This window comes from Bacteroides sp. OF04-15BH, from assembly GCF_003477995.1.
Classification (GTDB): Bacteria; Bacteroidota; Bacteroidia; order Bacteroidales; family Bacteroidaceae; genus Paraprevotella.
Map to the genome: position 1 here is coordinate 45,501 of NZ_QUEM01000007.1, position 22,293 is coordinate 67,793.

Sequence of the window (22,293 nt, forward strand, 5' to 3'; positions counted from 1 at the left end):
CATGATACATTAAGGATAACCGGTAACGTTTTTCTGTATCAGTTATAAAGTTTTCTGCGAAAATATAAAAAATGAGCTTTACAGTTTGAAACAATCGTACAAAAACATGCAATTATTGTACAAAGAGTGAAATTACTGCTCTTTGGCAGGCTTTTGAAGATAAGCTTTTATTACCTTTGTATCAAACCATATTAAACACATCAAGATGTATTTCAGATATATCCTTTCCTTTCTTTTTACCGTTTGTTTTTTCTTGCAGCTGCGGGCCGTTCCTTCCGAGGTTAAGGTGCGCCATTTAACCGTGAACGAGGGCTTGCTGCGGAATGCGGTCTTTGATTTGGCGCAGGATAAAAAAGGATGTATCTGGATTGGAGGATGGGACGGTCTTTATTCGTATGACGGTTATCAGCTGAAGCTGGTCTGTCAGAACCCGATACCGCAGAAGAAAGGGGAACAGGTAATCCGTAAATTGGCCATAGACGATTCGTCGCGTATCTGGATGGGAACATCCGAAGGGCTGGCCTATTGGGACCCCGTTCACGAAAAAGCACATGTCCTGCATTTCACTGTCCCCGGGAGAAAAACTCCAGATGCGCGGATCACCGCTTTGCAGGCAGGCCGTAACGGTCTTTTGTGGATAGGAACGCAACACGGAGATATCTTTTTATGGAATCCGCGAGTGCGGAAACTGCTTCATCTGGCAGATGCGGTGGCCGAAGGATTGTCCATGGTTACCGGTTTTCATGAGGATGCCGCAGGTCAAGTCCGGGCGGTGACTTATGAAGGTACCGTGCATACTTTTGCCCCCCGAAGTGCCGGTTCGGACAGTTGGAGACGAGTTTACCGGCAGCGTCTTCCCTTTTTGAATGGCACCTGTATCTTATCACTTCTGGTGGATTCCAGACAGCGTTTGTGGTTGGGCACCAATCGCGGGCTTTATGTTCTGGAAAGAGAAAAGCACCGTGAGCTGACTTTTTCCGGAAATGAAGCGAAACTGCTGGTGCCGGATTGCGAAATACGCTCCATGACCGAAACAGAGGGCACGGTTTATCTGGCTACCGACAAAGGCGTGTGTGCCTGTTCGCTGGAGCGGATGTCTCTAAACTGGATTGCTCCCGATTACAATCGTCAGAATGCCCTGAACGACCATAATCTGCAAAAGGTGTATTGCGACCGCGAGGGAGGATTGTGGATTGCTTCCTTTTACGGAGGGGTTAACTATATTTCGCCTACAGCCGGAAATTTTCAGGACCACCAGCAGATCAACCAGCTTTTGGGAGGTCATGTCGTGAGCGGCATTGCAGAAGATGCGCGCCACAATCTGTGGATCGGTCTTGAAGATGGCGGTCTGAGTTACTGGGACCGTGCGACCGATCGGGTGCATCATCTGGATGCTGCCCCTAAGGCTTTGTTCCGTTACAGCCCGAAGAACGTGCAGACGGTTTATTGCCATGAAGATGAACTCTATGTCGGCACTTTCGGTCAGGGTATGGATATCATCAACCTGCGTACGGGAGCACAGATGAATTATCGGAAGGATGCGAAGAATCCCGGCTTTTCCAATTCGGTTTATGCCTTTTATAAAGATACGGAGGGCATTTTGTGGATAGGAACGGCGTCGGGCCTGTACCGTTCGGAGGGCCACCGGCCTCCGGTTGCAGTGGACCGGATTCCTTCGTGCAAGGTGAATGCCATCCGGGCCGATGAAGAAGACAATCTTTGGATCAGTACCCTTTCCGAAGGCTTTTTCTGCATGGACAGGCGTACCGGTCGGGTCCGGCAATGGACATGTGCGGACAGCACCGGAGCAAAGCTTCCTACCAATGAACTGACCACACTGACCCCTTACGGCCAATCCGTATATTTAGGTACTCAGGGATACGGACTTTGGTGTTATGGCAAGAAAGACGGAGTGCTGCTTCCTTTGGCCGAAGAAGTGCTCGGACAACTGTTTATTTTCAGGATCATTCCCGTGCAGGACTACCTGTGGATAACGACAAACCGCGGCTTGTATGCCTATAGTCTGACCACCCGGCAAATCAAACAATACACCTCGCACGACGGCTTGCGTACCGATCAGTTCAAGAACAACTCCGGAATCCTTACCTCCGATGGGCTGGTAGTGTTGGGAAGCGTTCAGGGAATCAATACTTTCCGTCCCGAGAAAATCCGTTTCAACCAAGTGCGCCCGCAAGTGTTTCTTACCGGATTTTTCTTGCAGAACCAGTTGGTGGCAGCAGGAGATGCGGGGTCCGTTCTCCCGGCATCGATAGAATATGCCGGGCATCTGGATGTAGAGCAGAAGCATCATAGTATCGGATTCCAGTTTGCTTCGTCCAGCTACAGCGATGTGACGAGCAACCGGTTTGAGTATATGCTTGAGCCTTTTGAAAAGGAGTGGCAGCGCTTGTCGGAGGGAGTACATTCCGTGAGTTATACCAATCTTCAGGCCGGAACCTACACGTTTCGCGTCCGTACGGCCAATAAGGATGGCATCTGGAGTGAGGAAAAGTCGGTCACTGTCCGGGTGCATCCCTACTGGTGGCTTTCCTGGCCCATGAAGATGGTCTACCTGTTTGCGGTCCTCTCGACCGTTTATCTGTTTTTCCGGGCATACCGAAACAAGCATAAGGAAGAGATCCGTTTGCTGCATATTCAGAAAGAGCAGGAATTATATCATTCCAAAATGGACTTTTTCACCTGTATGATTCATGAATTACGCACCCCGCTTACCTTGATTCTCGGTCCCTTGGAGCATGTCAAGAAACAGACTCCGCCAGCAACACCGGCTTATGCCGATCTGCAAGTCATGGAGCGAAACGGCCGGCGCCTGCTTTCTTTGGTGAACGAATTGATGGACTTCAGGAAAATAGAGGAGAAATCCTATCGCATTCATCTGAAAAGCTGGGATGTGCGTGTTCTGGCCGGACAGGTGGTGCAGGACTTCCAACCCGAAGTGCAACACCGGAAGCTTGCCTTGGAGTGGAATTGCCCGCCGGAAGAATGTTCCGCTCTTTTAGATCAGGAAGCCTTTATCAAAGTGCTTTATAATCTGTTGTCCAACGCCCTGAAATTTGCAGAAACCAAGATTCAGGTGGTGTTGGGAGAATCGTCGGACCGCCATTTCTGGCTCCTTTCCGTAAGTGATGACGGTCCCGGAATAGACCCGCAGCAGCAGAAAAAAGTCTTTGAACCTTTCTATCAGGCCGACAATGCCGGCATGGCGACAGCCGGAACGGGTATCGGACTATTTGTGGCCCGGCGTCTGACGGAACTTCAGAACGGTTCCATTCAGGTCCGTCAGAATCCGGAGAAAGGGTGTTGCTTTGAACTGCTGTTGCCCAAGCAGGGAGAGCTGGTCCGGCAGTCTGATTCCGAAGCGGCCGATGAGGCTCTTCTTCGGCCGAATGACTGTGCGGACAAGCCGGAGGCAGTAGTAGCCGACGGAAAACTGCACCTGCTGATTGTGGAAGACCATAAGGAGATGCAAGAATATATCCGCTCCCTGTTCGTGCCGGAATATCAGGTAGATGTGTGTGATAACGGACAAATGGCCCTGGAGCAGGTCCGTACTCATGAATATCATCTGATTCTGACTGACCTGATGATGCCGGTAATGGGAGGAGTGGAATTGTGTGGCATACTGAAGAACGATGTCAGGACATCGCACATTCCGGTGCTGATGCTGACGGCAAAATGTGATGAAGCCAGTCAGGTCGAAGGCTTCGACTCCGGAGCCGATCTGTACGTCACCAAGCCCTTCTCGGCAGCAGTGCTTCAGGCTCAGGTGAGTGCGCTGTTGCGGAACCGCATGAATCTGAAGAAAGAGTTCTTCCATAATCCCGAGGTACATGCAGAGACCTTGTGTGCCAATCATACCGACCGGGATTTTTTGGAGCGGCTCGATCAGTTTATTGCCGGCGAATTGCAGAACTCCTCTTTGTCTGTAGAAGACATGGCAGCGCACATCGGAATGGGGCGCAGTATCTTTTTTCAGAAAATCAAGGAACTGACCGGAATGACTCCCAATGATTATCTCCGCACTTACCGGTTGAAATGCGCCGCGTCCTTGCTGGCCGATGGCCGTTTGCGGATCAGTGAGATTTGTTATGAGGTCGGTTTTTCCTCCCCTTCATATTTTGCCAAAAGATTCTGCCAGCAGTTTGGAGTTTCTCCTTCTGATTATCAGAAAAGAATGCAGGCCAATCTTCAGGACTCTTGTCAAACATTAAAACAACGTTTATGAGAATCGTTTCTTTACCTTCTTTCCTTCTTTGCTGTTCTGCCTTACCTTGGGTGCAGACCCGGGCAGAACAGGGTGCTCGCCCGAATCTTCTGGTCGTGATGGCTGACCAGTTCCGCGGCGACGCTTTCAGTTTCCGCGGGCGCGAAAGGGTTCAGACACCCGCTTTCGATGAATTTGCCCGGAATGCGGTTGTGCTGAATCAGGCCGTGAGCGGTTATCCGGTTTCTTCTCCGGCCCGCGGCATGTTCCTGTCCGGCGCTTATCCCCATCGCAACGGAGTGCTCACCAATTGCCAGTCGCACTCGGCCGTGCAGGATGTGGAACTGCGTGAAGATCTGACCTGCTGGTCGGATGTGTTGAAGTCCGAGGGCTATCACACCGCCTACATCGGAAAGTGGCATCTGGACAAACCGGTGGAACCGTTTATCGACTGTGCCAACAACCGGGGCAATATGGCCTGGAACGAATGGTGCCCGCCACACCGCCGTCACGGTTTCGACTATTGGGTGGCCTATGGCACGTATGACCAGCATCTGCGTCCGCTGTACTGGAATGCTGATGGCGGGCGGCAGGACTTTTACTATGTAAACCAATGGGGACCGGAGTATGAGGCCAATCTGGCCATCAACTATATCGACAGTGTGGCGCACAGCGGTCAGCCTTTTGCCCTGATGGTGTCCATGAATCCTCCGCACACCGGTTACGAACTGGTGCCCGAAAAATATAAGTGCTATAAGAATCTCAATGTGGACTCCATCGTGCAGACCATGCCGCATCTGCGTGATGCAGACCCCAAGTTCGTGAAATATTTCAAGCGCAGTCTGCCCGACTATTATGCCTGCATATCCGGGGTGGACGACCAGTTCCGGCGCATCATGGCGAGTCTGGAAGAAAACGGACTGTTGGAGAATACCATCGTGGTGTTTGTGTCCGATCATGGCGACAGCATGGGCATGCACGGAAATATCGGAAAGAATATCTTCTATGAAGAGGCGATGCGTGTGCCGTTCATGGTGTCGTGGAAAGGACATCTCACACCCCGTATGGACGACGACCTGCTGGTGTCGCTTGAAGATTTCTGTCCCACAGTCCTTTCTCTGATGGGACTGAAGGAAAAGATTCCGGCCACGGTGCAGACGCGCGACCTGAGCGAGCAGATCCGGGGCAGCCGTAAGAAGATGCCGCGCGAGCAGCTTTATATGCTTTATAGCGAAGTGAACAAGAAAGGCAAGCACCTCACCACCGGTGCCCGCGGTTTGCGTGATGCGCGCTACACCTATGCCGTACGCTTCAAGAACGGAGTGATCACCGAGCGACACCTGTACGACCGCAAGAACGATCCGGCACAGATGGAAAATCTGGCCGAGAAACAGAGCAAGCGGGCGCAGAAGATGCACCGCCGGCTGAAAGAGTTGTTGGTTGAAAAACAGGACCCGGCAGCCGGAGTGCTGTAAGGACCGGTGCCCGATTCCGAATACATAATTTTAAAAGACAATGAAATGAAAGACTTTGCAGCAATAGATTTTGAAACCGCCAATTTTGAACGTACCAGTGTGTGCAGTGTGGGTGTAGTGGTGGTGCGCGACGGGGAGATCGTAGATTCTTTCTATTCCCTCATTCAGCCCGAACCGAATTACTATACCTATCGTTGCACGCAGGTGCACGGGCTGACGCGTGCCGATACGGATGAGGCTCCTCTCTTTCCGGATGTGTGGGCGCAGGTGGCCCCCATGATTGAAGGACTGCCGCTGGTGGCGCATAACAAATCCTTCGACGAGAGTTGTCTCAAGGCCGTGTTCCGCTGTTATCAGATGGATTATCCCGACTATGTGTTTTACGACACTTTGCGGGTGGCGCGCCGTGCTTTTCCGAAAGCCCCCAATCATCAGTTGCATACGGTGGCCGCACTGTGCGGTTATGATCTGAGACGGCATCATCATGCTCTGGCTGATGCTGAAGCCTGTGCCTGCATTGCCTGCAAGCTGTTTGCTTCGGTCTGAGAATGGTTGCGAAGCTCTTCTCTTCCTCTTTGCCGTGGAAAAATTTTACGGTTAGCGCTTCATTTCCATTTTCGTATTTGAATTCTGATAGATTCAGCGTCATAAGCCCCTCCATTATAAAAACAAGACAAAAAGAAAGGAGTTTATTTATGAAGACATTCAAATTCGATGAACCAATAACAGTTTTGGGAGTGACATTTAACGATGTGCGAGAGATGATATGTTGTGCATTCGAAAGGAAGGCCAAGGACGGCATTTATGTGGGCTATGATTCGGAGCGGTATCCTTGTTTTGATGCTGATGACTATGCTTCAGAGACTCGTTCTTACTGGAATTTTGTTTTTGCAACAAGTCTGTATGAACTGAGTCGCAAGCTAAAGGAGTTGCGGGCCATGAGTCCTCTCCACTCAAATTACAACAAATTAACGGGGAAACTGTATCCGATGGCCTATTGGGGAGGTGACAGCCATCATCCGGTTTACGTTATGGAGTACGAGGAGCCGGATTTTTCAGAGTCACCGGATCAACCCAAGGAAGAACGATGGCAGAAGATTGCTCCCAAAGAGGTCGGTATGCTGGATATGGTCATAGCTTTTGATACTACAGGCTCTATGGCAGCTTATATCGATGCCGTGCGGAAGGAAGTCGCCGAACTGATTCCCCGCCTGTTTCGGGAGAACAAGGATCTGCGTATCGGTATTGTGGCTTTCGGCGATTATTGCGATATGAAGAATGCTCAGGAGTTTGGCGATGCTTACCAGTGCCTGATGCCTACGGACCATGAGAATGAAATCATCAGATTTGTCCGGGAGTCAAAGGACACAAACGGAGGTGATGGTGACGAATTCTATGAACTGGTAATCCGAAAGATTGTGGAAGAAACTCCGTGGCGCGAGCATGCCACGCGGAGCGTGCTGCTTATCTCCGATGCCAATCCCCATCCGGTGGGCTATTCCTATGAGAATTTCGTAGTGAACAACCCGATAGACTGGCGTGAAGAGGCCCGGAAGGCTGCGCGGATGAAAATCAAGATTGATACGGTGACCATAACCGATGCTCCCTGGTATAAGGAATTGTCGCGGATGACCAACGGTATCTGTGTGCCTTTTGAGAATGGGGAGAAGACGGCCCAGTTGGTGGAGATTGCAGCGATGGCCCGAGGTTCAAAAGAATCGCGCAGCCGTTTCGATGCGCTTGCCAGACATTGTACGGACCATGAGATAAAAAGCATCTTCGAGAGCTACGATGAAGAACGCAACAGATTCGATTGATCTTGTATTTCTTCCTTTTGACAGTTTGTCAATTCGAAGGCTTCAGATTTGAAAATATACGGTGATGCTCCGTCCGGGATTCAAAAATGAGAATCTCAGACGGAGCTTTTCTTTTTAAAAGGTTGATGCACTGGTGGATATGGATTCAAAGTACTGCCCGAAACTGAGAGCAGATAGCGCGGCTGCATGGTTTCCAAGTCATTTTTTGAAGCCTTCCCGATGATTGGTTTCTGTCATCAGGATGAATGTTGCCGGTCATTATGATGAAAAAAGGCATCTACTCTCATAATTTGGGATATTCTCAGTCCGGTTTTAGCACACATATAGAGGTGTTTTTTGCATAAAGGCTGTATTATTATGAGAAAAACCGGTTGCAAAACGGAATATTTATAGATTATTCTTTCTGTTTTGTTTGTTTGAAAGGAAGCAAGCGAAAGCTTATTCCGTGATGGAGCGTCATTTTGCTTGTGTTTCTCCCATTTTGCAGATATTTCTGTTTTACTTCACTACGCTTTTTAAGGACAAGGATTCAGCTATACGATGAATTTGACGCTTAGATAATAATTGTTATGTTTCTTTCAAAAAAACAGATGAAAAAGTTTGCAGCAGATATTCAGTTTTGTAATTTTGTAAACACATCCTCAAAAAATATGGCACATGAATAAGAATAACAGAAAAGAGCATTTGTACGCCACGGCTTTTAAGTTGTTTCTTACAAGGCAATACGAAGGCGTCAGCATATCCGATATAGAAAAGGAATCCGGAATGACCCGCGGAGCAATTACCTATTACTGCAAAGACAAGCTGGGATTGTTTTACGATGTCATACGCCATTACCTGATTGATTCTCAGAATCTGGACTTTAAATTGCAGGAAATGAATTTCGAAAGCCTGAAGGATTTCATGGATGCGTATGTTCAAAGCTGTCAGGAGACGATGGCCAGATTCCGGAAGATTGACGCTACCATAGAGAACGGAAGCCGTGCTTATATGGCTCTGATCCTGCAGGTCTGTAACTTTTTCCCCGACTTGCACCAGCAATATCTGGAAAACCGAAACAAGGAACTGATGATATGGATTAAAGTCATTCAGGCCGCTATCGGAAACAAGGAGATCAAGGAAGATATTGACGTTATTACCACGGCAAGACTGTTCATGAACGTCTTCTACGGACAAGCCTATCTGGACGCATTAAGCATGGGACTGAATACGATGGAATTGAAACTGCAGTTCCAGAATATCTATAAATTACTTAAAAAGTAGCAACAGAACCATCGGAATCCATCATTCATTTTCTTTTCTAATCAAAAGAATAACAATCATATCTAGAATATATTTTATATTGGGAACTCTCATCCTCTTTTACCTTGTTTAGACTGTTTCTCCGGATTATATGAATCTTTTAAAACAGAATTCTGTACTTTAAAACGGAGAAACAGCTAAAACAAGATCAATATTTCTCAGTCTTCTTTTAAAAAATAGATTAATAATTATTAATATTAATCTATTGGATTTGCATAGTTTCTGCTGATTCTTTTTCTTTATAAAAGAATTATGGGCATAATGTAAATCAAGCTTTTCAGATGGTTTCAATTTATCCGAATTCATTTAATCTTTAAATCATGAAAAAATTAAAAATGTGCGTATGAAAGGAACATGATTATCAGAAATTACGCAAAAGATACAAAGGGATTGCTTGTCCGGATAATCCGGAATATGAGCGTCCGGACTATCCTGCAATCTATCTATTGCAAAAAAACGAATCAATAGACTGTTTTTTTAAGGGCCAGTTTAATTCCGCCAGTGTCCTTTTTAAAATTTGTAGAACTCACAGAAAATAAGACCATGAAAATGTTACGTAGACTTTTTACCCTGTTGTTGCTTTGCCTTTGGGGCCAGGCTTCTTCCTTGCTTTGGGCCGATGACGGCTATGAATTCCGAGGCGGTACGTGTGTGCTTCGGGGACAGATAAAGAATATGGGCACGATGCCCAAACATCTTACCCTTCATCTTGGGAATTTGTTTTTAAATCAGGATGCCAATTATCTGGTGCAGGTTCGTCCGGATGGCAGCATTCAGGAAAACATTCCTTTACCTCACAGTCAGTTTGCTTATTGGAGCGGATTGAACGGACAGTTTTTCTTAATGGCGGGCGATACGGTCGATATGGTTTATGATGCCGAAAAGGGAATGGAGTTTTTGGGGAACAATGTTACCGCGCAGGTTAACCGTTACTATCCCGCTCTTAGGAAGAAGTTCTTGTCGGAATACAGAACCTCTCCCGGAGAGAACGATTCCAAGAAGGTCTATGATGATTATATAGACTTTAAAATTCAGGTATTCGAGAAAATCAGAAAGGAGATAGACCGGTCGCTTCCTGCGGACTGCCTGCCGCTGACTCGCAAAATTCTTCGGGCTTCTTTGCTGAACGAGCCGGTTTCTGATATTTTAGACTTGACGCTTTATCAAAAAGTTATGCCTACTCTTGGAGGATGGATGGTGAGTGAAGAGAAGCCTTCGCTGGATAATAAGAAACTCTTTCATTTTTTAAGTAAGTATAAAGCCGATTTTTTGGACAACCCTTATTCTATCATGGGCGATAATGCCAGGATACCTCAGAACAGAATGACTTATTACTATGCTCTTTTCCTGTCTTTTGGCGGAGTGACCAGAGAAGCCTTGGTCGATCCGGATAATCCGAACCAGGATCTGGTTGGGTATGGCATCGATTACCTTTTGCCCCAGCATTATGATTCCGGTTTTCTGAAGCAGGCCAAAGCGTTGCGAGATGGTGCGCTTTATACATATAGTGACTTTGTTGAGGAGCAATTCCAGAAGTATCAGAAACGTACGGGTATGGACAATAATTTCTCCTTTCAGGTTGCGCTTTGCCAACATTTCAGAAATGCGTACAAGAATCTGGATGCGTTCAATATAGACCGTCTGACCGAACGGCTCCTTGCCATCATGCCTTATATCACTTATCCTCAGGTGCGTTTCCATCTGTTGCAGTTCTATCGCCAGTGCGTTCGGGAGCAGGCGGTTGAGGAGGAGAAAGCGTTGGAGAACGACAGTGTGTTCCAGCGTATCATCCGTCCCTATGCAGGCAATGTGCTTTATATCGACTTTTGGGGATTGGGTTGCGGCCCTTGCCGTGCCGGAATGCTGCAACAGCGCGAAATCGTAGAAGCCCTGAAAGGTAAGCCGGTGAAGTTCCTGTATATCTGCAATGAGGCGGCCTCTCCCCGTGAATCTGTTGAGGCTTGGTTGAAAGAGAATCAAATTCAGGGTGAGCATATCTTTATCCATCCGGAAGACTGGGCCTATTTGGAGGCTCATTTCCAGTTCTCGGGCATTCCATTTACCTTGATCATGAATAAAAAAGGAAAATTGCTGAAGCTCTCAAGTTATGATCTGACTGTGGAGGAATTTGAGCAATTGGCAAACGAGTAGGATTACAGAAATGCTGTCAGCATTTTATAAACCATATTATATTGTATGAAAAAAATTTGGATATTATTTTTGTTGATGATGACTGTGCTTTTCGTTGGGGCACAATCTTTGCTTCCTGTTCCCGAGTGGACGAATACTCCGGCTATTCTTAAAGGACAAATTATCGGTTATGAGAAGAACGCTCCGGAGATGAGGGTGCAAACTTTTGCTTATATGCCTTATGACGACCTTGGAACCATTACTGCAGAAATCCATGAGGACGGTTCTTTTCGTATGGAAGTTCCCATGTATGCCACTCGCCAGGGATATTATTTCCGGATTGGTCCGTGGTATGGTATTCTGGTACTCACAGCCGGTGATTCTGTATCCGTTACGTTGGATTTGAAATCCGGAATGCCCGGAGAGGAATATTCGTTGGAATGCCGTGGACCGTTGGCTGAACTGAATAATGAATTGGTAAGATGCTCTACGCTTGACATATGGAAGTCTTATAGAAATGTACATAATAAAGTCAGTCCGATGTCGCCTGCCGATTTTTATGATTCGGTGCGTAAATACTATCATGATTTGGCACTTCAGGCGGATTCGATGGATCTGAAGCCCATAACCAAAGAATGGCTAAAGTTGCATTTTCAATCTGATATGGTTAATGTCCTGCTGCTTCCCGAAAAACTGGTGAATACGGAAAATTTGGGAGAAGACTTTTTGCGTCGGGTTACTTCAGAGGTTGGAGGAAATACTTTGATGCAGGCTTATTCGGCTCAGTTACCGACAGTGGTGAATCGTTATGAGTATGCCTTTTTTGGCGATTCTCTGTTTGTCGATCAGATAAGACGAAAGGGTGATAACCTTGCTGCCCGGGGATATAATAGCGATGTTATTACGGATTCTACGAATCAAATGAGATGGCGGTATACTTTTTCTTTGCTTGGAGGAGAGCAGGGAGTGATTCAGGATGCCATTAGGGGAAACTATTATTCCGTAATTCTGAGCCAGGATACACCGCTTACAGAGAAAGAGCTGAAATCGTTGTCGCAGTTGGAGAATGCTTCTATCCGGAATTATTTCCAGAAGAAGAATGAAAGGCTCAAACAGACCCTTGAAGAACGTAAACGCAAAAGGAACAAACAATTCGTTTTTCAGGAAACGACAGCCAAGGAAAGTGAAAAATTTCTGGCTGAAATCACAAAAAAATATGCGGGACAAGTGATTCTGATTGATTTTTGGGGCACTTGGTGCGGACCGTGTCGTCAGGCAATCAAGGATTTTAAAGAGAATCATGAGAAACTGTCCCAGAAAGGATTGGTAACCATATATGTAACGGATGAGCTTTCGCCGGAAGCTGTTTGGAAGAATATGGCTGCGGGGATGCCCGGAGTGCATTATCGGATAGAGGAAACCCTGTCAAATGAAATCTTTTCCCAATATGGACTGACCGGCTGGCCTTCCTATCTGATTATTGACAAGAACGGTCATCTTATTTATAAGAAGACAGCATTCCGTGAAGATGAATTGGTGGAAACCATTCTTCGGGCAATAGATGAAGATGTCAAGAAATAAAGATGATCGTAGAATATTTATACCTAAATTGATACCAGATGATACATGTTTCTTTTTTTACAAAAAATACCCTTGCCGTGGGTATAGCCGCTCTTTTTATGACAAATGCGACGGCGCAGACGGTGGTGGACTATCCCGGCAGTCTGAATCACCAAGATTGCATTGAGGTTTATCGTACAGCGACAGATCAGAAGCAAACGGTTTTTGATGTTACTGTATATTATCAGCCCGGCTATTGGTTACGATTGTCTTCTTCCGGAGTGCTGCACGGATGCCAGACCGGCAAGACTTACCGTTTGGTTAAGGCAGAAGGCTTTGAACTGGATAAGCAGGTGGTCATGCCTGATTCGGGTTGCCGTGATTTCAAATGCTATTTTGAACCTATTGATGCCCGTGACCAGGCCGTACATTGGATAGATCGGAAAAACGATACTTTGTTTACTGCTTTGAATGTGCGTCCGGTTTCTCGTTCCAAAGAGATGTTCGCCTGTCGCATCAAGGGGACGGTTGCAGGCGAACGCCCTTGTGTGCGTCTGTTGTTTTATGATTTTGACCAAGACAATCGTGTGCGGCCACCTTTGTCCATACCGGTGCGTGGTAACCGCTTTGACTATATTTATTACACGGACAAGCCGGAGGTGAAAATGCTGACAAAATGGGATGAGTATATGGAGGGCAGCTGGTATGTGATTCCTTTCTTTGTGGAGCAGGGAGAAAATGAAATTACCATTCTTCCTAAGGGAACGGATCTCGAGTTATGTCGTGCCACGGCTGCGAATCAGGAATGGAAACGAATCAGGCAGGAAACGGATCGACGGGGAGACGAATGTCAGTTGGACGAGTATTACAAAACCATGAGAGAAATGTCTCCGAAGCAGAAACTGACTCCTGAAGCGTTCACCTTGCATGAGCAGTTGCAGGCTCTTTATGCCAAAAAGGAGAAGCAGGGAGAAGATCAAGTTTTGGACGACAGTATCGATCAGATTTATAAGCAACGCGCTCAGTTGAAGGAGGCACAGAAAATGTATTCACCCGAATATACCCAGCTTCGTAAAAACGTAGACCGTATCTGGTCACTGATCAACCGGACGATGGTCACTCAGATGGCCAAGTCTCCTTCGTTACCGGCACTTTACCGGTTATATCAGCTGATTGCCGAGGCTATAGATGAAAATTCGCCGGAACTGCAGCCTTACTATCAGATTTATCAAAGGAACTTTGCCCCTCTTTGGAGCGAACATTCTTTGGGAAAGCATCTTGAATATATGACGAAGGCCGGAATACAGATGAAAGTTGGGGAGCAGTATCCGCTTTTTGAGGCCAGAGATCTGACCGGAAAACAGGTTTCTGTGAATGGACTGATCAAAGGGAAATGGGCATTGGTTGACTTGTGGGCTTCTTGGTGCGGCCCGTGTCGTCAGCATTCGGAAGAAATGATTCCCGTCTACCGGAAGTATGCCGATAAAGGTTTTACGGTGGTAGGTATTGCCCGCGAACAGTATGTTTCCGATGCGCTGGAGGCAATCCGTGAGGACGGCTATCCCTGGGTGCAGTTGATTGATCTGCGTGACGAGTTCTGCATCTGGTTAAGACATGGCATCGGAAATTCCGGTGGTTGCCTGTTCCTGGTGGACCCTGAAGGGAAAATTGCGGCCATCCGTCCCTCTGCCGAAGAGGTAGAAGCTATTCTGGAGCAGCATCTGGGGCATTGATACAGCAGGCAGATTCTGTGACTGCTCCCATTCTTTTCATTTCGATTTTATATTTAAAGACATTATGAGAACGCAACATTTATGGCTTGCCTTGATATTCATGGCACTCGGCATCTGGAAGGGGCAGGCGCAAAAGATTCAGACCTGGAACCATCCGACCACGGAGTATGGTAATGTTTACTTTGACGGATTCTTCAATATCGCTTTGGATATTACTAAAGTGGAACTGAAAGAAGACGAGACTGCGGTTTATGCCACAATTAGGCAACGCTCTGATTATCCTGATATGGATCAGTTTCAGTTTTCAAAAGACACCTATCTCTTGGCAGACAGTAAGCGCTATTCAGTGGTGTCCGCCGAAGGAATAGAATTTGACAAGTTCCGTCAGACGGAAAAGAATGGCCGGCTTGATGTGGTCTTTCACTTCCGCCCATTGCCAAAGAACACAAGGTCGTTCGATTTTATCGAAGGTGAGGGACAGGGAGCCTTCCAGATAAAAGGCATCAAGCCGGTGGAGGAAAGATGGAAAGAACTCTTCCCGTCTTATTGGCGTGATGAACAGACCGGAGAATGGGTGATTGCTTTCCTCGGCAATCAGGCCATCTATGATAATAAGGTCTGGGATATGGAAGCGGAACTCCGTCATCGGGGAAAAGAGGCGGAAATCACGCTGACTCATGAAGGCGAAACGATCAAGGTTCAAGTCGGTAAGAACCGGAATGGCCGTCGCACGATACGGATAGGCAAGCAAAAGCGAACGCTTTCCATGATTACCGGTCGCTTTATACCCGATTATCCCAAAAAGGATACGCGCACTGATTTTGTGGATCTGGGCAATAAAACCGATACTGTTACTTTTATGGGTTGGTTAAAAGACATGCCGGAAACTGAAAAAGCCAAGAAACAGGTTCGTGTGAGTTACACTGATTTTATCACGGGTAAACTGATGGAGCACATGGTGCAGCTCGATTCGCTCGGTCGTTTCTCCATAAAGATTCCGTTGACCAGCAGCCATGAATTTTTCTTTGATTGGGATCTATGCTATCTTCGCACGGTTTTTGAGCCGGGGAAGACCTATTTCCTGCTCTATGACTTCAGGGAAGGTCGCCGCCTTTTCATGGGCGATGATGTGCGTTTGCAGAACGAACTGCTTAAATACCCTTTGGAATGGTTTGGCATTCGCATGGAACGGGGCGATGATTTGGATGAATTTCTGGATGCTACCGACAGCATACTTAAGGCTAAATATGCATCCTTGGATACCTTATGTCTCCAGCATCCCACGCTCTCTGCACGTTTTAGCCGGTTCTGCAAGGACAATATGACTTCTCAGGCTGCGCGCGAACTGGGGCAGGCACGATTCTATACGCCGGCACGCTGTCTGTCTTCTCGTGCCCGCCAATATGCTTACGAACATTTTTGGAAGAAAATGTCCAAACCCTACGCGTTACACGATTACTGGAGAGATTTCATTCGTGATTATGCAGATGATATGGCTGAAGAAAGTTTGGCTGCCACTTACTCTTTGGATGTCTGGGATTTCATAGAGGAGATCGCGTCCAATACCGAGGAACTTGATTTCCTGAAAAACTGTAAGTCGTGGATGGAAGAGAGCAATGCCCGCCTGGCTTCTGTAGAAAGTGCGGAGGAAAAAAAGCGCCTGATGGAGCAAAACGAGAAGGAGGATGAAGAACGGTTCAAAAAGGTAATTTCTATCCTCAATTCTCCAAGAGCAAAGGAAGTAATAGGAAGAAAGATGTTCGTGGAAGATATGCGCCGGAAAATCCATGTACTCGATTCGATAGGCACAGACTCTTTCATCAAGACGGTCCTTCTTTGTGAGGATGCATACAAAAGAATCGACTATACCCGTAAGCCGCTCCATCAGGAAATCATGGACTCTTTAGTCCTATGGACCGGCAATTCATCGGTCTTACAGGCCATCAGGGAGAAAAACGAATTCTACACCGCTCTTGCCAACCGGAAACTGGACCAGCTGGTTTTGAAAACGGGTTCGGAAGTGGAAGGCTTGCAGGAAGGGAAGGAGATTCTGAGCAAACTCACGGAGCCTTATCGTGGCAGGTTCATCCTTCTGGATATCTGGGGCACCTGGTGCGGCCCTTGCAAAGATGCGCTCTCACATTCACAAGAAGAATATCAGCGGTTGGCCAAGTACGACCTGCAGTATATGTATCTCGCCAACCACAGTCCGAAAGACACGTGGGAGAATGTGATCAAAGAGTACAACGTGACGGGCAGCAATGTGGTTCACTTCAATCTCCCTCCTGAGCAACAAGAAGCTGTTGAGCGTTATCTCGAGGTTTCCTCGTTCCCTACCTATAAGGTGATTGACCCGGAGGGTCGGGTGCTCGATGTCAAGGTAGACCTCCGCAATCTGGAATCTACCGAAAAGTTGTTCCAGATGCTTACCGGAAAATAATATCCTGGAGAAGAAAGACATATTATCTTTTTTAGAAAGAAAGTATTAATAACTTTTTGAAAAAGAAGATAAACGAGCAATGCATGGGTATAGCTTCCCTTTTGTATTTTACTTTTCTAATTTCGGAATAGAAGACTGTATGAGTATTCCCATTCTTTCCAATTTGGCAAACTTTGGAAAGAATGGGAATACTTTTTTGTTATTTCTGACATGGAACATATCGTCAAAGGTTCTGTTTTCTTTAAAAACATTTATCTGTGGTAGGGGACGAATACAGAATAACAGATTAATGAGAGAAAGAATTCAGGCGTAAGAATGGGGGTATTTCTTGAGCATTTCGTTATTATAATCATGAGAATGATTCAAATGCGATAAGGTTGATATACCGAAAACTGGTATGCAACGATTGGATTCATCGCATTATTGGGTAACTATTAAAAGAAAAAAGTATGAATGTTTTTAAGAAATCTCTTTTGTTTGTTGTATCGCTGCTGTGTGTTTTTATGGGATATTCCTGTTCAGAGGATGTTCCTGATTTGACTGTGGTTCGTGTGCAAATAGAAGCCAATACAGACGAACCGGTTAGAATTTATGGAATGAAGGGTAGTCCGGAAGGAGGAGTTGTCATAAGGAAGAATTTTGATCAGACATTTCAGTTGGAAGGGAATAATGATTTTTCTATTGAAGCCAGATGCAAGGATGAGAATACCTTAATTATTATCAAGGTATGGATAGGCGGACAACTTTGGGCATATACGTATGGTAATAAATATCTGACAACCGGTTCCATTTCACTGATTCATTAGAATAGTGGAATGGAAAGATATTTTTATTTTATATAGAACCTAATAAGGTGACGTTTTTTCTTATGTAATCTTATAGCATAAGGAGAGATAGTAATATTCAAGGAACGCATATCCAGAAGAATAAGCCTTCAGACTTTGTTTTTCTGAATTTATATTTCTAAATTTGTGGAATGCAGCGTGGGGTGCAATGTGCGCTCGTAATGGTTGTGGTTCGATGGGGCGGTGCGGATCGTTTCCATTTGGATGGCTCTTTCGTCGGTTTTTCCGGAGAGAATGATGCTGTCGAAGGATGGAAGGAACAGTGCCGGATTCTGAATAAACTATGCTGTAACCTGAGTTTGGGTATAATCCGAGCCGTGGCATCATCCCGATTTTGCATCGCTGTATCCCTGTCTTTTTCATGGGAAATAAGAATGGAATAAAATTTATTACCTTAATTATATACAGAAAATAAATTGAATATGAGTTTGAAAATCGTTGTACTTGCCAAGCAAGTTCCCGACACACGCAATGTGGGACCGGATGCGATGACCCCGGAGGGTACCATCAACCGTTCCGCGCTGCCGGCTGTGTTCAATCCCGAAGACTTGAATGCCCTGGAACAGGCTCTTCGTCTGAAAGACCAGAATCCGGGTTCTACCGTAACTATCGTGACTATGGGACCTCCGCGTGCCGCAGAGATCATTCGCGAAGGTCTGTATCGTGGTGCCGATAACGGTTACCTGTTGAGCGACCGTGCCTTTGCCGGTGCCGATACATTGGCTACATCTTATGCTTTGGCCCGCACCATTGAGAAGATCGGTGTGCCCGATCTGGTAATCGGCGGTCGTCAGGCTATTGATGGAGATACCGCACAGGTTGGTCCGCAGGTGGCTCAGAAACTGAATATGCCACAGGTGACTTATGTAGAAGACGTACTGAGCTGTGCCGACGGAAAAATCGTCGTGAAGCGTCATATCGACGGCGGTGTGGAAACTGTTGAGGCTCCGCTTCCGGTAGTGCTTACCGTAAACGGAAGTGCCGCTCCATGTCGTCCGCGCAATGCCAAGCTGGTGATGAAATACAAGCGTGCCATGGCTCCGATGGAGATGCCGGCCGAGGGTCTGCCTTATGCAGAGGAATACGAAAAGAAACCATACCTGACCTTGGGTCAGCTCAGTGCCGCTGATGTGGAGGCCGATCTGGCACAGTGCGGTTTGAGCGGCTCACCGACCAAGGTGAAGGCTATTGAGAACATCGTGTTCAAGGCTAAGGAGAGCAAGGTGCTCACCGCCAGCGATGCCGATGTAGAGAGTTTGATTCAGGAATTATTGGCTAACCATACCATTGGATAAAGAAACATGAATAACGTATTTGTATATTGTGAACTGGAAGGCACAACCGTTGCCGAGGTAAGTCAGGAACTGTTGACCAAGGGACGTAAGTTGGCCAATACGCTGGGCGTTCAGCTTGAAGCTGTTGCTGCCGGCAGTGGTATTGTAGGTAAGGTAGAGGCGCAGATCCTGCCTTATGGAGTAGACAAACTGCATCTCTTTGATGCTCCGGGTCTGGCTCCTTATACTTCATTGCCTCATACTTCTATTTTAGTGAATCTGTTCAAGGCCGAGCAGCCTCAGATCTGCCTGATGGGTGCCGATGTGGTGGGCCGTGATTTGGGTCCGCGCGTATCTTCGGCCCTGCATTCCGGTCTGACTGCCGACTGTACCGCATTGGAAATCGGTCCGCATGAGGACAAGCGTGCCGGAAAGACTTATGAGAATCTGTTGTATCAGATCCGTCCGGCTTTTGGCGGTAACATTGTAGCAACCATTATCAATCCGGAGAACCGTCCGCAGATGGCTACCGTGCGTAGCGGTGTGATGAAGGCCGAGATTCTGGATCCGGACTATAAGGGTGAAGTGATTGTACACGATGTGGCCAAGTTTGTTCCGGAAACCGATTATGTGGTCAAGGTGCTCGACCGTCATGTGGAGAAGGCCAAGAATAACCTGAAGGGCGCTCCGATTGTGATTGCCGGCGGTTATGGTATGGGCAGCAAGGAAGGTTTCGATATGCTGTTTGAGCTGGCCAAGGAATTGCATGCCGAGGTAGGAGGTAGCCGTGCGGCTGTGGATGCCGGATTCTGCGACCACGATCTGCAGATCGGTCAGACCGGTGTTACCGTTCGTCCGAAGGTATATATCGCCTGCGGTATTTCCGGAGCTATCCAGCACATTGCCGGAATGAAGGAGAGCGGTATCATCATCTCCGTAAACAGCGATCCGAACGCACCGATCAACGCCATTGCCGACTATGTAATTAACGGCACTGTAGAAGAGGTGGTTCCGAAACTGATCAAGTATTACAAACAAAACAGCAAGTAAGAGAAAAATGGCTAATTATTATTCAGATATTCCGGAACTCAAGTATCACTTGAACAATCCGATGATGGAGCGCATCTGCCAGTTGAAAGAGCGCGACTACCGTGACAAGGACGAATTTGACTATGCACCGAGCGACTTTGCCGATGCGATGGATTCATACGATAAGGTATTGGAGATTACCGGTGAGATTACTGCCGACGTGATTGCTGCCAATGCCGAGAGCGTGGATGAGGAAGGACCACACTGTGCCAACGGACGTGTGGAATATGCTCAGGGCACCAAGCAGAATCTGGAAACCATGGTAAAGGCCGGACTCAACGGTATGACCATGCCGCGCCGTTTCGGTGGACTGAACTTCCCGATCACTCCGTACACCATGTGCGCCGAGATCGTGGCTGCCGCCGATGCCGGTTTCGGTAACATCTGGTCTTTGCAGGACTGTATCGAAACCCTGTATGAGTTCGGTAACGAGGACCAGCACAGCCGTTTCATCCCGCGTATCTGCGCCGGAGAGACCATGTCTATGGACCTGACCGAGCCGGATGCCGGTTCTGACTTGCAGAGCGTGATGCTGAAGGCCACCTATGATGAGGAAAACCAGTGCTGGCGACTGAATGGTGTGAAGCGATTCATTACCAACGGAGATGCTCAGTTGCACTTGGTGCTGGCCCGTTCGGAGGAAGGAACCAAGGACGGCCGCGGACTGTCTATGTTCATCTATGACAAGAACGACGGCGGTGTGGACGTGCGCCGTATTGAAAACAAGATGGGTATTCATGGTTCACCAACCTGTGAGCTGGTTTACAAGAATGCCAAGGCCGAGCTTTGCGGCGACCGCAAGCTGGGATTGATCAAATATGTGATGGCCCTGATGAACGGTGCCCGTCTGGGTATCGCAGCCCAGTCTGTCGGATTGAGCCAGGCCGCTTACAACGAAGGATTGGCTTATGCCAAGGACCGTGAGCAGTTCGGCAAGGCGATTATCAACTTCCCGGCTGTGTACGATATGCTTTCCATCATGAAGGCCAAACTGGATGCCGGTCGTGCGCTGTTGTATCAGACTTCACGCTATGTGGATATCTACAAGGCACTGGACGATATTGCCCGCGAGCGTAAGCTCACTCCGGAAGAACGTCAGGAGCAGAAGAAATATGCCAAGCTGGCCGACAGCTTCACTCCGCTGGCTAAGGGTATGAACTCTGAGTATGCCAACCAGAATGCCTACGACTGTATTCAGATTCACGGCGGTTCCGGTTTCATGATGGAGTACGCCTGTCAGCGCATCTATCGTGATGCCCGTATCACTTCAATCTATGAGGGAACCACCCAGTTGCAGACTGTTGCCGCTATCCGTTATGTCACCAACGGATCGTATGCCGCTACGCTGCATGACTATGAACTGATTCCTTGTGCTGCCGAGTACGAAGATCTGAAGGACCGCATCAAGAACATGACCCGCAAGTTCGAGGCCTGCACCAATGCCGTGAAGGAAGCTGCCGATCAGGAGCTGCACGACTTTGTAGCCCGTCGTCTGATGGAGATGGCCGCTGTTTGTGTCATGTCTCACCTGTTGTTGCAGGATGCCACCCGCTGTTCGGAACTCTTCGAGAAGAGTCTCAAGGTATATGTAAACTATGCCGAGTCAGAAGTGGAGAAGCACTTCAACTTCATCCGCAAGTTCGATGCTACTCAGCTGGAGGCATACCGCCAGTTGTAATTCATAACGGCAATCCATAAATACAAACGGGCTCTCTGAGATTCAGAGGGCCCGTTTTTTGTAACCGACGAAATAAAAACGGAATCTTTAAAAGGTGATACCGGTGCGGAATCCATAATTATGCGTGTGCTTGTTGTGATACCACAAAGCCCCGTGTTCATTGGTGGCAAAACTGTAGTAGCAGGCCAAATGCAGTCCGAAGCGTTTCTGGGCAAAAGGATATATTTCCACTCCGATTTCCGGAGAGAGATAAAAGCCCCAGTTGTCCTGATAGACACAGGTCCGGTTGATGTAATCCTCGCTTCGGGTATATTGTGCTCCGATTTTTGTGCCGATGTAGGGCCGGACACTGTTTCCCGTCAGCCGGTAGCGGGCCGACACGCCGAACGGAATCTGGAACACCGAATGCTGCTGTTCGATACTCAGAGCCTCGTTTTCCCAGATAAAAGATTGATAAGGGATATATTCATTGTTTGTGTGATAAGATAAAAAGCCGCCGACGGCGAAATTCTCCGTACGATAGTAACCCGCTTCCAGATGCGCGCCCCATCCGCTGATTTTGCTCACAAAGTCACTGCCGATTACTCCGTTTGCCTGCCAGTCTATGTTTATGTATGAAGATTTTTGCGGGGTCATCTTGTTGAAAGATTCCTGTGCATCCCCCGACAGAGGAAGCACGCTGCAGGTTGTTGCCAGTAGAAAATGATATATTTTTGATTTCATGA

Annotated in this window: 14 protein-coding genes; 13 read left to right on the top strand and 1 reads right to left on the bottom strand. The window is 47.4% G+C overall.

All coding sequences use genetic code 11. The features are described from left to right. Window positions 1-205: 205 nt before the first annotated feature. The 13 genes from DXA74_RS04570 (at window position 206) to DXA74_RS04635 (ending at window position 21,568) form a co-directional block, all read left to right on the top strand. The gene (locus DXA74_RS04570) at window positions 206-4,246 is read left to right on the top strand and encodes a hybrid sensor histidine kinase/response regulator transcription factor (RefSeq protein WP_118525647.1); all 4,041 of its coding nucleotides are present in this window, start codon (window positions 206-208) and stop codon (window positions 4,244-4,246) included. After that, window positions 4,243-5,700: a sulfatase gene (locus tag DXA74_RS04575; protein WP_118525648.1), complete on the top strand. Its 1,458-nt coding sequence runs from the start codon at window positions 4,243-4,245 to the stop codon at window positions 5,698-5,700. The genes DXA74_RS04570 and DXA74_RS04575 overlap by 4 nt, the downstream gene beginning before the upstream one ends. A gap of 45 nt (window positions 5,701-5,745) precedes the next feature. Continuing rightward, window positions 5,746-6,246 carry a 3'-5' exonuclease gene (locus DXA74_RS04580; protein WP_118525710.1) on the top strand — a complete coding sequence of 167 codons (501 nt, stop codon included), beginning with the start codon at window positions 5,746-5,748 and terminating at the stop codon, window positions 6,244-6,246. Between the two features lie 149 nt (window positions 6,247-6,395). Beyond that, a complete protein-coding gene (locus tag DXA74_RS04585) occupies window positions 6,396-7,517 on the top strand; it encodes a VWA domain-containing protein (RefSeq protein WP_118525649.1) in 1,122 nt (373 codons plus the stop codon). Between the two features lie 657 nt (window positions 7,518-8,174). Then, window positions 8,175-8,780: a TetR/AcrR family transcriptional regulator gene (locus DXA74_RS04590; RefSeq protein WP_118525650.1), complete on the top strand. Its 606-nt coding sequence runs from the start codon at window positions 8,175-8,177 to the stop codon at window positions 8,778-8,780. Between the two features lie 588 nt (window positions 8,781-9,368). Beyond that, entirely contained in the window at window positions 9,369-10,970 is a 1,602-nt protein-coding gene (locus DXA74_RS04595) for a hypothetical protein (protein ID WP_147401033.1), read from the top strand. 45 nt (window positions 10,971-11,015) lie between these two features. Then, window positions 11,016-12,530 (top strand): TlpA disulfide reductase family protein, encoded by a 1,515-nt coding sequence (locus DXA74_RS04605; protein ID WP_118525652.1) that lies wholly within the window; start codon window positions 11,016-11,018, stop codon window positions 12,528-12,530. A 98-nt stretch (window positions 12,531-12,628) separates the two neighbouring features. Continuing rightward, a complete protein-coding gene (locus DXA74_RS04610) occupies window positions 12,629-14,242 on the top strand; it encodes a TlpA disulfide reductase family protein (protein WP_158576017.1) in 1,614 nt (537 codons plus the stop codon). Window positions 14,243-14,306: 64 nt separating this feature from the next. Further along, on the top strand, window positions 14,307-16,682 hold the full coding sequence (locus DXA74_RS04615) for a thioredoxin-like domain-containing protein (protein WP_118525654.1): 2,376 nt from the start codon (window positions 14,307-14,309) through the stop codon (window positions 16,680-16,682). A gap of 449 nt (window positions 16,683-17,131) precedes the next feature. Continuing rightward, the gene (locus tag DXA74_RS04620; protein WP_118525655.1) at window positions 17,132-17,488 is read left to right on the top strand and encodes a hypothetical protein; all 357 of its coding nucleotides are present in this window, start codon (window positions 17,132-17,134) and stop codon (window positions 17,486-17,488) included. Window positions 17,489-17,949: 461 nt separating this feature from the next. Beyond that, a complete protein-coding gene (locus DXA74_RS04625; protein WP_118525656.1) occupies window positions 17,950-18,822 on the top strand; it encodes an electron transfer flavoprotein subunit beta/FixA family protein in 873 nt (290 codons plus the stop codon). 6 nt (window positions 18,823-18,828) lie between these two features. After that, window positions 18,829-19,851 carry an electron transfer flavoprotein subunit alpha/FixB family protein gene (locus DXA74_RS04630; protein WP_118525657.1) on the top strand — a complete coding sequence of 341 codons (1,023 nt, stop codon included), beginning with the start codon at window positions 18,829-18,831 and terminating at the stop codon, window positions 19,849-19,851. A 7-nt stretch (window positions 19,852-19,858) separates the two neighbouring features. Further along, window positions 19,859-21,568, top strand: coding sequence for an acyl-CoA dehydrogenase family protein (locus tag DXA74_RS04635; protein WP_118525658.1), 1,710 nt, complete (start codon window positions 19,859-19,861; stop codon window positions 21,566-21,568). A gap of 87 nt (window positions 21,569-21,655) precedes the next feature. On the opposite strand, the gene DXA74_RS04640 is transcribed toward DXA74_RS04635, so the two are convergent. Beyond that, the gene (locus DXA74_RS04640; RefSeq protein ID WP_118525659.1) at window positions 21,656-22,291 is read right to left on the bottom strand and encodes an outer membrane beta-barrel protein; all 636 of its coding nucleotides are present in this window, start codon (window positions 22,289-22,291) and stop codon (window positions 21,656-21,658) included. Window positions 22,292-22,293 lie beyond the last annotated feature (2 nt).